This is a genomic window from Alcaligenes sp. GCM10023179 (genome assembly GCF_042653705.1).
Classification (GTDB): domain Bacteria; phylum Pseudomonadota; class Gammaproteobacteria; order Burkholderiales; family Burkholderiaceae_B; genus Alcaligenes; species Alcaligenes phenolicus.
The window spans coordinates 826,014-839,685 of record NZ_JBHSIQ010000001.1 but is presented as its reverse complement, the minus strand read 5'-3'; the positions used below and the strand labels follow the sequence as shown (position 1 = coordinate 839,685).

At 56.9% G+C, this 13,672-nt stretch carries 13 protein-coding genes; 4 read left to right on the top strand and 9 right to left on the bottom strand.

Annotation, left to right across the window (positions count from 1 at the left end; translation table 11 throughout):
* Position 1 precedes the first annotated feature (1 nt).
* Complete coding sequence (locus ACFPDR_RS03705) at positions 2 to 808, top strand: alpha/beta fold hydrolase (RefSeq protein WP_035273317.1); 807 nt, start codon at positions 2 to 4, stop codon at positions 806 to 808.
* A 66-nt stretch (positions 809 to 874) separates the two neighbouring features.
* Here the strand turns inward: ACFPDR_RS03705 and ACFPDR_RS03700 are convergent, their stop codons facing one another.
* Positions 875 to 1,366, bottom strand: a complete 492-nt coding sequence (locus ACFPDR_RS03700; RefSeq protein ID WP_060186618.1) for a copper chaperone PCu(A)C — start codon at positions 1,364 to 1,366, stop codon at positions 875 to 877.
* Positions 1,367 to 1,511: 145 nt separating this feature from the next.
* Between ACFPDR_RS03700 and ACFPDR_RS03695 the strand changes: the two genes are divergently transcribed.
* Entirely contained in the window at positions 1,512 to 1,949 is a 438-nt protein-coding gene (locus tag ACFPDR_RS03695; RefSeq protein WP_035273402.1) for a PaaI family thioesterase, read from the top strand.
* A 3-nt stretch (positions 1,950 to 1,952) separates the two neighbouring features.
* Complete coding sequence (locus ACFPDR_RS03690) at positions 1,953 to 3,359, top strand: MATE family efflux transporter (protein ID WP_035273323.1); 1,407 nt, start codon at positions 1,953 to 1,955, stop codon at positions 3,357 to 3,359.
* A 229-nt stretch (positions 3,360 to 3,588) separates the two neighbouring features.
* Here the strand turns inward: ACFPDR_RS03690 and ACFPDR_RS03685 are convergent, their stop codons facing one another.
* From ACFPDR_RS03685 to ACFPDR_RS03650, 8 genes are all read right to left on the bottom strand, one after another.
* Complete coding sequence (locus tag ACFPDR_RS03685) at positions 3,589 to 4,668, bottom strand: BMP family ABC transporter substrate-binding protein (RefSeq protein ID WP_009454862.1); 1,080 nt, start codon at positions 4,666 to 4,668, stop codon at positions 3,589 to 3,591.
* 24 nt (positions 4,669 to 4,692) lie between these two features.
* A complete protein-coding gene (locus ACFPDR_RS03680) occupies positions 4,693 to 5,610 on the bottom strand; it encodes an ABC transporter permease (RefSeq protein WP_009454860.1) in 918 nt (305 codons plus the stop codon).
* Positions 5,610 to 6,671: an ABC transporter permease gene (locus ACFPDR_RS03675; RefSeq protein WP_026485492.1), complete on the bottom strand. Its 1,062-nt coding sequence runs from the start codon at positions 6,669 to 6,671 to the stop codon at positions 5,610 to 5,612. The genes ACFPDR_RS03680 and ACFPDR_RS03675 overlap by 1 nt, the downstream gene beginning before the upstream one ends.
* The gene (locus ACFPDR_RS03670; RefSeq protein ID WP_302357635.1) at positions 6,658 to 8,244 is read right to left on the bottom strand and encodes an ABC transporter ATP-binding protein; all 1,587 of its coding nucleotides are present in this window, start codon (positions 8,242 to 8,244) and stop codon (positions 6,658 to 6,660) included. The genes ACFPDR_RS03675 and ACFPDR_RS03670 overlap by 14 nt, the downstream gene beginning before the upstream one ends.
* A gap of 86 nt (positions 8,245 to 8,330) precedes the next feature.
* Positions 8,331 to 8,522: a YqaE/Pmp3 family membrane protein gene (locus ACFPDR_RS03665; protein WP_009454854.1), complete on the bottom strand. Its 192-nt coding sequence runs from the start codon at positions 8,520 to 8,522 to the stop codon at positions 8,331 to 8,333.
* Positions 8,523 to 8,656: 134 nt separating this feature from the next.
* Positions 8,657 to 9,643: a diaminopimelate dehydrogenase gene (locus tag ACFPDR_RS03660; RefSeq protein WP_009454851.1), complete on the bottom strand. Its 987-nt coding sequence runs from the start codon at positions 9,641 to 9,643 to the stop codon at positions 8,657 to 8,659.
* 63 nt (positions 9,644 to 9,706) lie between these two features.
* Positions 9,707 to 10,342, bottom strand: a complete 636-nt coding sequence (gene leuE, locus ACFPDR_RS03655; RefSeq protein WP_026485490.1) for a leucine efflux protein LeuE — start codon at positions 10,340 to 10,342, stop codon at positions 9,707 to 9,709.
* Positions 10,343 to 10,488: 146 nt separating this feature from the next.
* Positions 10,489 to 12,012, bottom strand: a complete 1,524-nt coding sequence (locus ACFPDR_RS03650) for an acetyl-CoA hydrolase/transferase family protein (protein WP_083054458.1) — start codon at positions 12,010 to 12,012, stop codon at positions 10,489 to 10,491.
* A gap of 263 nt (positions 12,013 to 12,275) precedes the next feature.
* On the opposite strand from ACFPDR_RS03650, the gene ACFPDR_RS03645 reads away from it, so the two are divergent.
* Positions 12,276 to 13,184, top strand: coding sequence for a LysR family transcriptional regulator (locus ACFPDR_RS03645; protein WP_083054460.1), 909 nt, complete (start codon positions 12,276 to 12,278; stop codon positions 13,182 to 13,184).
* Positions 13,185 to 13,672 lie beyond the last annotated feature (488 nt).

Below are 13,672 nucleotides of genomic sequence, written 5' to 3'. Positions count from 1 at the left end.
CATGACAAACCCTTTTGCCGATTTCTCCACGCTTGAACTGACCGCGCAAGGCTATCGCCACACCTTTGTGGATCAGGGACAAGGCGCACCCGTTTTGCTGATCCACGGTTCCCTGTGCGACTGGCGCTACTGGCGCTGGCAGATCCCCGCCTTTGCTACCCAGTATCGGGTTCTGGCTCCCAGCCTGCGCTCCTACTGGCCCGGAGCACCCAGCCCCGGCCACTTCAGTACGGCGCAACACGCCCAGGACCTGCAGGCCCTGCTGGATCAGCATATTCCTGATGAGAAAGTGCATATCGTTGGGCACTCTCGCGGTGGTCATGTAGCCCTGCTGCTGGCTCAAAGAATGCCCGAGCAGGTGGCCAGCCTGACCCTGGCGGATCCCGGCTTTCCGACTCCCGGTGCCTACTCCTATGCTCCCTTGTTCCAGCAAGTGGCCGAACGCCTGGAACAGGGCGACCGCGATGGTGCCATGGCTTTGTTTGTGGATACGGTCAATGGCTCGGGGACGTGGAAGCAAATGACACGCTGGTTCCGCGAGATGATTCAGGACAACGCCCACACCATGTTGGATCAGCAGCAAGAGCCCAATCAAGGTCCGGATCTGGAGTGGCTCAAGCAGATGAAGGCGCCCTTAAGTTTCATCACAGGCGAAAACAGCCCCACACGCTATCACCATTGCATGGACATCATTCGTCAGCACCGACGCGAGGATCAGATGCACCGCATCCCGCTGGCTGCCCACGGTATGAATCTGGCCAATCCCAAGGCGTTCAACCAGGCGGTGCTGGACGCGCTGCAAGCCTGAAGCCCAATGCAAAACTGGCCGCATGCAGCGGCCAGCTCCCGGTCTCTATCCAAACGCTAATTACGTTTAATAAGCCTGTGTCTTGGCAGGTCGCAACTCGCACTCGGCCTGGACCTGAGTATCGTCCGACAGATGAATGCTCAAGATGACGCGCTCCCCCAGGGCCAAGTCTTCTTTGGCCTGACCCAGCATCACGTGGAAAGCCCCCGGCTTCAGGCTTAATACTCCCCCTGCCGGGATCTCCACCTCGGAGACATGCGACATGCGCGCCATCCCCTCGCTCTCGCTAGTTTGATGCAACATCACATGCCCAAAGGACAATGAGCTGGCTCCTGTCACGGCTACGGACTGCTCACCCTTGTTCTCCAGTTCCAGATAGGCGGCGGAAGGTGTGGGCTCGGGCATCATGCGCACCCAGCATTGGCTGGCATGGACCTGCGTGCTCAAGGCGCGTACCGGTTCGGGCGTGCCATGACCATGGCCTCCATGCCCCTGTGCCATCACGGTGCCGGTTGATGCCAGCAAACTCAAGGCAAACACAATTGCGCTGCGTTTCATGATGCTCCTCGCTTCTTGTTGATCGATTGGAATGGGTCCAGCCCTGAACAGCCGGGCGCCGAACTACCCCGATACGCGGGACGATCTGATACAGTACCAGCCAGTATGCCCTTCTTACAACGGCCTTCTTTTCAGTGACGACGTCATGACCAGCACACACTCTGCACCCGAGCCTAAAATCGATATTGTTCAGTTTCGTGATCTTCTAGAGCGTCTGCATCCCTTTGCCGCCGTTTTGGGTATTGATGTTGTCCACATAGGCCACGACAACGCCTGTTTGCGCTTGCCCGAGCGCAATGCCCACCAGCGCATGGGCGGCATGGTGGCAGGCCCCATGCTGATGGGGCTGGCTGATCTGGCCTTGTATGCCGCTGTAGTCGGAGCCACGGGCAACCCCGATGCTGTCACCTCCAGCCTGACCATCAATTTCCTGCGCAAGGCCCCTCCCGGCGATATTCTGGCTCATGCCCGGATTCACAAGACCGGCCGTACCTGCGCGGGCGATGTACTGCTCGAACCGGCCAACGGTGGCCCGGCAGTCGCACAAGTTATCAGCACCTGGTCCCTGCCTCGCGCCAAATAAACCATGTTTGCAAAGTCTCAAACTACCAGCCCGAGCCAGCTCTGGTTGGCGGAGTTGCAATCCTCCCTGCGATTGGGCGGCCCTCTGATTCTGACCAACCTGGCTCAAGTCAGCCTGTTGGCAACCAACCTGATTTACATGGGCCGACTGGGCCCTGATGAGCTGGCTGCCGGTTCACTGTCCGCCAGTCTGTATCAGGCCTTCATGATTTTCAGCATGGGGCTGGTGTCCGCTGTCGTTCCCATGCTGGCCACAACGCTGGGCCGACGACTGCGCAATGTACGCGAATCCCAGCAAATCATCCGTCACGGCTTTCTGACGGCTTTACTGATTACCCTGCCTGCCTGGATTGTGTTGTGGAATGCCGAGCATATCTTGCTGATGATGGGCCAGGACCCTGTTGTCGCGGCGCGCTCGGTGACCTATATGCACACCCTGCAATGGGCTTTGCTGCCCTATCTGGGTTACATCGTGCTGCGCTCCTTCTTGGCCGCCATGGAAAAGCCGGGATGGACTTTGGCGGTGGCCATCACCGCGATCGGTATCAATGCCGTGCTGGGCTGGCTCCTGGTCTTTGGCAATCTGGGCATGCCCGCCATGGGACTGGCAGGCGCAGGTCTGGCCACCACCTTGTCCAGCATCTTCATGTTCGCAGGTTTGAGCTGGGTGGTACTGCGCGATCCGCGCTTCCGACGCTACTACCTGTTCAACGATGCCTGGCAGTGGAGTGTGAAGCGTCTGTGGAAAATGTGGGCGCTGGGCATCCCCATTGCGATTACCTTCACCCTGGAAACCCTGGTGTTTTACGCCGCCGTCATGATGATGGGCGTACTGGGGCAATCTGATCTGGCCGCACACGCGATTGCCATGCAGATCTGCTCGGTGTCCTACATGATTCCTTTGGGCTTCAGTCAGGTTGCCACCATCCGTGTGGGGCTGGCTGCAGGCCGGGTCGATCCTTTGGGTGCCCGCCGTGCCGGCTGGATTTCCTACATTCTGGGGGTGGGCTTCATGGGGCTGGCGGCTCTGGTATTCTGGTTCGCCCCCTTGACCCTGATTGGGCTGTTTCTGGATCTGGATGTCGCCGAAAACCAGGCCGTTATTCAGTTGGCCATTACCTTCCTGGCGCTGGCGGCGCTGTTTCAGATCAGTGATGGTGCTCAGGCCGTGGCTGCAGGGATGCTACGCGGCCTGCATGACACGCGCATACCCATGCTGCTGGCCTTGCTAGGGTATTGGGTACTGGGCGTTCCTACGGGCTCTTTGCTGGCCTTCCAGTTCAATATGGGCGGGATGGGAATCTGGATCGGGCTGGTGACAGGTTTGTCTGTGGTTGCCGTGCTGATGACGCTGCGCTGGATGCGGGCATCGACACGCTTGGGCCGCAAGCGGCCTGCACAGGCAGCATAGTTCTGAGGTCGGTTCCATAGATCAATTTTACATGGCGACTCTGTATTGCAGCTCTGTGCGTCAGCTTTGTCTTCCTGAACGGATGACAAACCAGCCCCGGAACAAACACCGAACAAGCTCGGGCTTGATCCCAGCAGCAGCCTGAATAGCCACACGAGCCACTTATAACAAAGCCCCTTGTCGGAGAGTCCGACAAGGGGCTTTGTTTATCTACAGACTGCGGGGCAGCTTACTGCTTGGGCAGTTTGCTGGCCACGCCTTCCACGTAGTAGTCCATGCGGTTCAAGGCATCGTCATCCAGGAAACCGGACTCCAGACGCACCTTGCCATCGTTGTCCTTGATAGGAGCGGCAAAAGGTTGCAGTGTGCCAGCCACGATCTCGGCCTGTTTGGCCAGAACGAACTCTTTGACGTCAGCCGGCACTTCAGGACCGAAGCCTTCCAAAGCAGCCATACCGGACTTCAGACCACCCCAGGTGCTGTCGTTCTGCCATTTGCCATCCAGAACTTCAGTGGCTTTGCGAGTGAAGTAATCACCCCAATGGTGGGTCACGGCAGCCAGTTGAGCTTTAGGACCGAACTTGCTCATGTCGGAGTGGTAGGCAATCGCGTACTTGCCAGCTTCTTCAGCCGCTTGCACGGTGGCGGTGGAGTCGGTGTGGTGAGTCACCACGTCCGCGCCCTGCCCCAGCAGCGTGACCGCTGCGTCACGCTCTTTACCTGGGTCGTACCAGCTATTGGCCCAAACCACGCGCACTTGGGCTTCGGGGTTCACGCTCTTCAAACCGATGGCAAAGGCGTTGATGCCTTGCAGCACTTCAGGAATGGGGTGAGCACCCACGTAACCGACCACATTGGACTTGGTCATCTTACCGGCCAATACGCCAGCCAGGTAACGGGACTCGTAGAAACGGGCGTTGGTGGTGGCCACGTTAGGAGCCGTCTTGTAGCCGGTGGAGTGCACGAACTTCACGTCCGGAAACTGCTTGGCCACTTTCTGCGTCTGGTTCATGTAACCAAACGAGGTGGTGAAGATCAGCTTGTTGCCTTGCTGGGCCAGATCGCGAATGACGCGCTCTGCGTCAGCACCTTCAGGCACGTTTTCTACGTACTGAGTGACCACGCGGCCTTTCAGGGCCTCTTCCATTTCACGACGGCCAATGTCTTGCTGCCAGGTCCAACCGGCTTCACCGATAGGGCTGACATACACAAAACCGATTTTCAGGGGTTCTTGATCGTTTGCCTGAGCGGACACAGGCAAGGCGGCCAGGGGGGAAGCGATGGCAGCGGCCAAAAGAGCCTTGCGCATAAAGTTTCCAGTCATGTCAGTCCTCTAGTTGTTGGGATTGAAGTTTTTGCCAAGCGATGCAGGCATATTCAACCTGATCCAGTTAGCGTTTCGGGAAATTAAAACCAGCACAATAATTGTGGCCAGATACGGCATCATGGCCAGCAATTGCGAGGCTACCGGAACACCCAGAGCCTGCGCATGATAGGTCAGGATCGTGACCCCACCAAACAAGTAAGCGCCCAGCATGACGCGCCAGGGACGCCAGGTTGCAAACGTCGTCAGCGCCAACGCAATCCAGCCGCGCCCGGCAACCATATTCTCGACCCACATGGGCGTGTAAACCAGACAGATGAAGGCACCGGCCAGACCGCAGCAGGCACCACCAAACATCAAGGCACCCAGGCGAATGTAGCGCACGTTGTAGCCCAGCGAGTGCGCCGAGGCAGGCGACTCACCCACCGCGCGCAGCACCAGACCGGAGCGGGTACGAGTCAGGAACCAGGCCACGGCAATACACAGCACCCAGGACACATAGACCATGTAATGCTGCTGGAAAAAAGCAGGCCCGATCAGGGGAATATCTTTCAGCACGGGAATGGACAGCTTGGTCACGACCAGGGAGTTGCCGGTAAAGGGCAAGCCAATATAGGCCGAGGCCCCTACCCCGAATAAGGACAGGGCCAAACCACAAGCCACCTGATTCGCGCCCAGCCAGACGGTCAGCCAGGCAAAGGCGGCTGCCATGACCATGCCAACCACCGCGCCCAGCACAAAGCCCAAAGCAGGGCTACCGGTTTGCACGGCCACCGCAAAGCCCACAATGGCCGCCATCAGCATCATGCCTTCCGAGCCCAGATTGATGACGCCCGACTTTTCATTAATCAGCAAACCCAAGGCTGCCAGGAGCAAAGGGGTGCCTGCGTTGATGGTTGCGGCGAGCAAAGGTGCAATCGCGTCCATTACTTTCTCCAGACCAAACGCTTGGTGATGAGCACGTCACAAGCCAACAAGGAAAACAAGAGGATGCCCTGGAAAATGCCAGTAATCGCATTGGGCAAGCCCAAACGACTTTGGGCCAATTCCCCACCGATATAGAGCAAGGACATCACAAAAGAGGAAAAAATCAGTCCCAGCGGGTGCAGTCGCCCCACAAAGGCCACAATAATGGCCGCAAAACCATAGCCGGGAGAAATCGAAGGAGTCAGTTGCCCAACCGGACCCATGACTTCCGCTGCACCAGCCAGACCGGCCAATGCCCCCGAAATCAGCAAGGAACTCCACAAGGCTTTACGGGAAGAGAAACCGGCGTAACGAGCAGCCAATGGAGCCATACCCCCCACGCGCAAGCGGAAACCGGCCATGCTGCGAGTCAGGAAAAGCCAGGCCGCCACCGACGCAATCACTGCCAGCACAATACCGCTATGCAAGCGCGTGCCGGGCAAGACCGCGGGCAACAAAAAGCCGTCCGAGAACAGGCTGGACTGCGGAAAACCAAAGCCATCGGGATCGCGCAAGGCACCGTGTACCAGATAGCTGAGCAAGTGCTGGGCCACATAGACCAGCATCAGGGACACCAGAATCTCGTTGGCATTGAAGCGATCTTTCAGGAAAGCCACAATAGCAGCCCAGGCCATGCCGCCCAGCATGCCGCAGGCCAAAGCCACGGTAATCAGGAAAAAACCACCGTTATCGCCATCGTCCACTTGCAGAATAAAGGCCCCGGCTGCCAAGGCGCCCATCACCAACTGCCCTTCCGCCCCGATGTTGAAAATATTGGCTCTGAAACAGATGGCCAGACCGACCGAGATCAGCAGCAAAGGCACCAGTTTGACGCCCACCTCGGCCCAACCATTCAGGTCACGCAAAGGCTCCAGAAAAAATACGTTCAAACCCGCCAGAGGATTCTTGCCCAGCGACCAGAACAAGGTTCCGGCGACCACCATGGTCAGCAAGACAGCCAGCAAAGGGGAGCACCAGGCCATCAAGGTAGAGGGCGTGGCACGAGTCTCAAGCCTGAGCATGTTCACCCTCCTCCCACAAACCGCTCATCCATTGCCCAATCTGATCAATACTGGCTTGCGCCACGGGAATAGAGGGAGACATACGACCTTTGGAGATAACAATCAGGCGATCGGCAATCGCAAACAATTCATCCAGCTCTTCAGAAATGACCAGCAAGGCACAGCCCGCATCGCGCAGGGCCAGCAGCTCGGCGTGGATCTGGGCGGCAGCCCCTACGTCCACCCCCCAGGTGGGCTGGGCAATCACCAGAATACGAGGCTGACGGGTGACCTCGCGGCCAATAATGTACTTTTGCAGATTCCCGCCTGACAGGCTGTTGGCTGCGGCCTGCTCGTTGGAAGTCTTGACGCGGAAACGCTTGATAATCCCGCCTGCCAGACGGCGAATGCTGGGAAAACGCAGAAAACCGCGCTTCACCGTTTCCGGGTTCTGATGAGACAGCAGCAGGTTCTGAGCCAAAGACAATTCCGGTACAGCACCGCGTCCCAAGCGTTCTTCAGGTACGAAGCCCATGCCCTGATCTCGTCGCCAAGCCGCATCGCGTTGGGCAATCGCCTGACCATCCAGCAAAATCATGTCTGCCCGTGCGCGGGTATCTTCACCTGACAAGGCAGCCAGCAACTCCTGCTGACCATTACCGGAAATACCGGCTACTCCCAGAATTTCGCCCTGGTGCAGATCAAAACTGACATCCTGCAATTCACAGGCAAAAGGATGGGATTTGCTTAACTGCAGATTACGCACCTGCAAGAGCGTCCCGCCTTGTTGCATGCTGCGCTCACCCAGAGACTGAGGCTCGGCGCCAATCATCAGGCGCGACAGGCTGGCCGTGGTTTCTTCGCGAGGGTCGCAATAGCCGGTGACCTTGCCCATACGCATGACCGTACAGGCATTGCACAGCTCACGGATTTCATCGAGCTTGTGGCTGATATAGACAATGCTGCAACCCTCAGCAGCCAGTTGACGCAAAGTGCCAAACAAGCGGCGTACTGCCTGTGGGGTCAATACCGAGGTTGGCTCATCCAGAATCAGCAGCTTGGGCTTGCCCAGCAAGGCACGCACAATTTCAACCCGCTGGCACTCGCCCACGGACAAAGTATGGATATGACGTTGGGGGTCCAGATCCAGACCATATTGACTGGCCGTTTCACTAATTCGACCAGCCAGCTCCTGCATATTGGTCGAAGCAGGCAGACCCAATGCAATGTTTTCCGTGACAGTCAGGGTGTCAAACAAAGAAAAATGCTGGAACACCATACCGATGCCCAACTGTCGGGCCGCCGCCGGACTGCTGATCTGGACGGGCTGGCCGTCCCACAGAATCTGGCCCTGATCGGGTTTGACCACACCGTAGATGATCTTCATCAAGGTGGATTTACCCGCGCCATTCTCCCCCAGCACGGCATGAATCTGCCCCGGCAGAATAGAGAGGGAAATATTGTCGTTGGCTACCACCGCCGGATAGGCCTTGGTGATATTGCGAAGTTCCAGGCGTGGCACAGCCTTGGGGTCTACGGATACCGTTTGCTCACCGGACTCAGAAGAATGGCCCACGGGAGACGATAGGGTCATGGCTGTATCAGCAAAAAAGTATAAAACGCCCGAGCAAGCGCATCATGGCCTGCTCAGACGTGCAAAAAGGAAGGAAAACCTAGGGCTTAACGCTTGCCCAGGGCTTGCTCGATTTTCTTGTCAGTTTTGTATTGGCTAAGAGAATATACCGCCCAAATAGCGGCCGGTATCCATCCAATGACGGTCAACTGCAAAATCAGGCAAATAATACCCGCTACAGGCCGACCGATCGTGAAAAAGACCAACCAGGGCAGGAGCAGTGCGATCAATAAGCGCATGAGAACACTCAATTTAGTGAGGAATGGGCGCTATTTTACCCTTTATTGACCGACTGAATCATTTGTGCGCAAACCAGCAAGACCTGCGGCCCGACTCAGGCAAGCTGAGCCGGGCCGCAGCCTGAAACCAGGATTTACAGCAGTTCTTTACGCAGTTGCGCAGGCGATTTAGGCGACAACAGGCCAGGAGCCACGTCCAACACGGACTGGGCACCGATTTGACCTTGCTGGTTCATGCGGTAAGCCGCACGCGCATAGGCAACCAGCACACTGGAGGTAAATTCCGGGTTGCTGCCCAGGTTCAAGGCGTATTCAACCACTTGTTGCGAACCCGCGCCGGACTGACCGCTACGAATCACAAAACCACCGTGTGGCATGGCCGCGTGATCGCGTGCCAGGGTTTCAGCGTCAATGAAGTTGACTTCCGTGTCGTAGTCCGCGAAGTAATCGGGCATGGTCACAATGGCTTCACGTACGGCGTCGGCGCTGGCGCCCTCTTCCAGGACCACAAAGCACTGACGCTTGTGTTTTTCACGTGTGCTCAGCTCGGGCTGCTCCCCGTTGCGCACACGCTGTACCGCTGCTTCGATAGGCAAGGTGTATTGCACACCACCGGCTACACCGGCCACACGGCGGATGGCATCGGAGTGACCTTGACTCAAGCCCTTGCCCCAGAAGGTGTACGTCTGGCCAACAGGCAAGACACACTCGCCATACAAGCGATTCAGCGAGAACAGGCCTGGGTCCCAACCCACCGCGATCAAGGCGGTCGTGCCTGCGCCTTTGGCGGCGGCATCCACGGCTTCATAGTATTCGGGGATACGGGCGTGGGTATCAAAGCTGTCTACCGTCGTGAACCAGCGGGCCAAGGCCGGGCCTTGTTCGGGCAAGTCATTTTTAGAGCCACCACAGAGAATCAGCACGTCAATATCATTGCGGTACTGTTCGATCTGGTCCAGGGCACGCACGGGCACGCCTGCACTTTGCAGACGCAAGGAAGCAGGGTCACGACGAGTAAAAACGCTGACCAGCTCCATGTCCGGGTTTTGTGCCAGGGCCAGCTCTACGCCTCGCCCTAAATTGCCGTAACCTGCAATACCGACACGGATTTTGCTACTCATGGTGTTTTCCTTAAAACTGATAAATAAGTGCTGTCAGAACTGCTGCGCTCTGAAGCAACTGGCTTAGTCGCTGATCATACGGGCGGCAAAGCCCATGAACAGCAGCCCCACCGAGCCATTGCCCATCCGGGACAGACGCTGATGGCGTCGGAAAATTCCTGCCAGGCGATCACCACCAAAAATCAGCAAAGACAAATAACAAATGCTGATCAGTTCCACCACCAGGCCCAGCAACATAAAGGCCAGGCCCGTGTGACCTTTGGACGGGTCCACAAATTGCACGAAGAAGGACAGGAAGAACAAGATGGCCTTGGGGTTCAACAAACTCAGGAGCAAGGCCTTGCGAAAGCGGGTCTCGTGACGCAAGCGCGTGTCCACAGACTGAACCGGGCCGCCTTGCCTGAAGGCCGACTGTAACAGCCGCACACCCAAATACAGCAAATAGGCCGCACCCAGCCAGCGTATGCCCATATACAACATGGGCAGCGTCTTGAGCAGCGAGGCAGCGCCCAAGGCCGTCAGCGTCATCAAAATGCCGTCGCCCACGACAACGCCCAAGGCTGCTTTATAGCCTTCGCGCACGCCATGTCCGGCGCCACTGGCCAGGACGTATAAAGAATTGGGTCCGGGCAAAAGCACGATAAACACCGTACCCACCACAAAGGCCCAGAAATTGACAATACCGATTTGTTCGAACACGCCGGCCTCGCTAAACGCAGCAGAATCCGCAATTTTAGCGCTAAAAAAATGCCCCTGGCACGGGTGGAATGCCAGGGGCGATCAGGTCAATTTGTAAGGTCTACGCTGCCGGACTGACTCGGCTACGCATTACCAGACCTGATGGACTACGCAGTCGCAAGTTCCTGGGTCTGGAACTGCTCCTGTTTCATGGTGCCTTCTTGCTGGAAACGAACGTGCCAGGACAAGGCCTCTTCCAGGATGTGGGGCGTGTGGCCACCACGTTGGCTGGCGCGCTCAAGATAGTCCAGCAAAGCAGGACGGTAGTCGGGGTGGGCACATTTTTCGATGATGACGCGGGCACGTTCACGAGGAGCCAAACCGCGCAAATCAGCCAGGCCCCATTCGGAAACCAGCACGGCCACATCGTGCTCGCAATGGTCGACGTGCGATGCCATAGGCACCACGCTGGAGATGGCGCCATCCTTGGCGACGGACTTGCTGACAAAAATGGACAGGTGCGCATTACGGGCGAAGTCGCCGGAACCGCCAATGCCATTCATCATATGGGTGCCACAGACGTGCGTGGAGTTCACGTTGCCGTAGATATCAAATTCCAGGGCGGTGTTGATCGCAATAATGCCCAAGCGACGCACCAATTCTGGGTGATTACTGATTTCCTGTGGACGCAGCACCAGCTTGTCGCGGTAGTTTTCCAGGCCTTCAAGGAACTGCGCCATCTTGGGAGCAGACAGCGTCAAGGACGAAGCCGAGGCAAAGCTCAGCTGGCCGGAGTCCAGCATGGCAATCGCGCTGTCCTGCAAGACTTCCGAGTACATCTTCAGGTCGGTGAAGGGAGAATCCAGCAGGCCGTAAGTCACGGCATTGGCAATCGTGCCGATGCCCACCTGCAAGGGCAGCAAGGAGTGGCTCATACGGCCAGCGTCTACTTCGCCTTTCAGGAATTCAATAATGTGACCGGCAATTGCCTGGGTTTCTTCATCAGGTGGCAGCACGCTGGAGGGGCTGTCCAAAGCGTCGGTCACCACAATACCCACGATGCGGGAAGGATCCACCTGAATGGCGGTGGTACCAATACGCTGGTCCACATCCGTCAGTTCAATAGGCTGACGGTTGGGGCGAGCCTCGGGCACATAGATATCGTGCAAGCCTTCCATTTCCACTGGCATGCTCAGGTTCAGCTCAACAATGATTTGTTTGGCTTGCTGGGCAAAGCTGGCCGAGTTGCCTACCGAGGTCGTCGGCACAATTGCACCGGTTTCTGTAATGGCAACCGCTTCAATGACAGCGATGTCGATGGCAGGCAGGTTACCCGAGCGCATGTGCTCTACAGTCAGGGACAAGTGCTGATCGGTAAACAGGACCTTGCCTTCATTGATATGACGGCGTAGCACCGAGTCCACTTGAAACGGCGAGCGGCGAGCCAGAACACCGGCCTCGGCCATCATGCCGTCGCTATCATTACCCAGCGAAGCGCCGGTAACCACATTCAGTTTTAATTGCTCGGTCTGGGCGCGCTCGGCCAAGGCACGAGGCATGACCTTACAGTCCCCAGCGCGGGTGAAACCGCTCATGCCGACATTCATCCCGTCTTTGAAGAAGGCGACTGCCTCCTGAGCGGTCATGACTTTGCCTTCCAATTCGGGGGAACGAATGCGATCCTTGAACATCGTGTGCTCCTGTCTCTGTGTCATTGATCTACCTGTTGTTGCTTTCGGAAGGAGCCAGGGCCGAAAGCGCCAGGCGAAATCTTCACGCAACAGAACGACATCACGCTTTAAAAATAGGGGCTGTACAAGCCGGAGATAAAAAGCCGAAATCGCCCTGACAACAGGCGTTTATGTTTTTTGAACAAAGCCAGCATAGCATCGCCATAATGAATAAAATAACTCCCAAGAAGTCGTAAAAGTCATAGATAAAAGGCCTGCCAATCATGGACATCCGATCCTTGCGATACTTCATTGAAACCGTTAAACATCAAAGCTTTACGCAAGCTGCGCAGAGCCTGAACGTGACGCAATCGACCATCAGCAAGATGGTGAAGCAGCTGGAAGATGAGCTGGGCGAGCCCCTGCTGATTCGTGATCACCGTCAATTACAGCTGACTGATTGTGGCAAGGTGGTGCTGGAGCGGGGGCAGGAAGTTCTGCAGAGCATGCAGGGCTTGCTGCGAGAGGTTCACGAAGTTCAGGCCTTGCAACGCGGCCGCCTGGATCTGGGTATTCCGCCCATGATTAATGTGCTGTTTACGGAAGTGCTCAAGACTTTCAAAAACCGGCATCCGCAGATCGAGTTGATTCTGCATGAAGAAACCGGCATGGGGATTGAGCGCATGGTTGCGGCGGGCACGGTTGAAATGGGGCTGAGTATTCTGCCTTTGGGGCCGGAGCTGAATGTATCGGCTACCCCCGTGGCCAAGCATGCGGTTTGGGCGATTGGCCATAAAGATACGCTGGCCGGTGCGCAAAAGAAGATCAAGCTACGGGAGTTGGAAAAGCATCCTTTGATTTTCCTGGGCGAAGACTATGCCCTGACCCGTATGTTGCGGCGTGCTTTCGCCCATGCGGGCTTGCGGGCGAATATTGCTGCCCAGAGCAATCAATGGGATTGGGTGGCTTCCATGGCACAGGCGGGAATGGGAGTCGCTTTGTTGCCCCAGCCGTTTCTTTCTCGGCTGGAACCGGGGGACTGGGTTGCCAAAGAAGTAGTGGAACCGGCATTGAACTGGGAAGTGGCGCTACTGTGGAATGGGCGGTATCTGTCGCAGGCGGCCAGAGCATGGCTACAGGTCTGTGCGGATGTATTGGGCGGGAACTGGCCTGAGCTTGAAGGGGATTTATAGCAGGACTATTTATTAGCCCTTGAATACTCATCGTGTACTCGACACTAGGCCAAGGCCGGCCCAATCGCATTGAATTGCTATGTACATGCAGGAGCATGTCTTTCTTATGTGACGTCGCTTCGGTTTGGAAGAGCCTGGATTAATGCATAGGCAATCTCTGTAAAGCACCACTGCTGCGGCCTGCGGGGGCGCCGGGCTTGACCACTTGCCGACGCTACGCGTCGGTACCCTTGTCAGAAAGACAGGACGGGCGCATTCTGAACTCGCGCGATAGCTCGTCCCCCGGACGAGCTATAAGCGTCGCGCTCAAACAGCAGAATGCTTGCATCCCGTCCTGTCTTTCTGCCCGCGGCAAGTAGTCTGAATCGCCCCGCGCCCCCGCAGGCCGCAGCAGTGGTTTATAGCGTCAGCAAGCATCAAGCCAACTTCTAAGCCTGAGACGGTGCATGCAGTGAGGAAGTATTTACATGTAGAGCTGAATCACAAAT

Coding starts and splice junctions, on each gene's coding strand:
- ACFPDR_RS03660 (WP_009454851.1), bottom strand. CDS start 9,643: ATGAGTAGCAAAATCCGTGTCGGTATTGCAGGTTACGGCAATTTAGGG.
- ACFPDR_RS03665 (WP_009454854.1), bottom strand. CDS start 8,522: ATGCGCTTATTGATCGCACTGCTCCTGCCCTGGTTGGTCTTTTTCACG.
- ACFPDR_RS03685 (WP_009454862.1), bottom strand. CDS start 4,668: ATGCGCAAGGCTCTTTTGGCCGCTGCCATCGCTTCCCCCCTGGCCGCC.
- ACFPDR_RS03705 (WP_035273317.1), top strand. CDS start 2: ATGACAAACCCTTTTGCCGATTTCTCCACGCTTGAACTGACCGCGCAA.
- ACFPDR_RS03700 (WP_060186618.1), bottom strand. CDS start 1,366: ATGAAACGCAGCGCAATTGTGTTTGCCTTGAGTTTGCTGGCATCAACC.
- ACFPDR_RS03670 (WP_302357635.1), bottom strand. CDS start 8,244: ATGACCCTATCGTCTCCCGTGGGCCATTCTTCTGAGTCCGGTGAGCAA.
- ACFPDR_RS03675 (WP_026485492.1), bottom strand. CDS start 6,671: ATGCTCAGGCTTGAGACTCGTGCCACGCCCTCTACCTTGATGGCCTGG.
- ACFPDR_RS03650 (WP_083054458.1), bottom strand. CDS start 12,012: ATGTTCAAGGATCGCATTCGTTCCCCCGAATTGGAAGGCAAAGTCATG.
- ACFPDR_RS03680 (WP_009454860.1), bottom strand. CDS start 5,610: ATGGACGCGATTGCACCTTTGCTCGCCGCAACCATCAACGCAGGCACC.
- ACFPDR_RS03695 (WP_035273402.1), top strand. CDS start 1,512: ATGACCAGCACACACTCTGCACCCGAGCCTAAAATCGATATTGTTCAG.
- ACFPDR_RS03690 (WP_035273323.1), top strand. CDS start 1,953: ATGTTTGCAAAGTCTCAAACTACCAGCCCGAGCCAGCTCTGGTTGGCG.
- ACFPDR_RS03645 (WP_083054460.1), top strand. CDS start 12,276: ATGGACATCCGATCCTTGCGATACTTCATTGAAACCGTTAAACATCAA.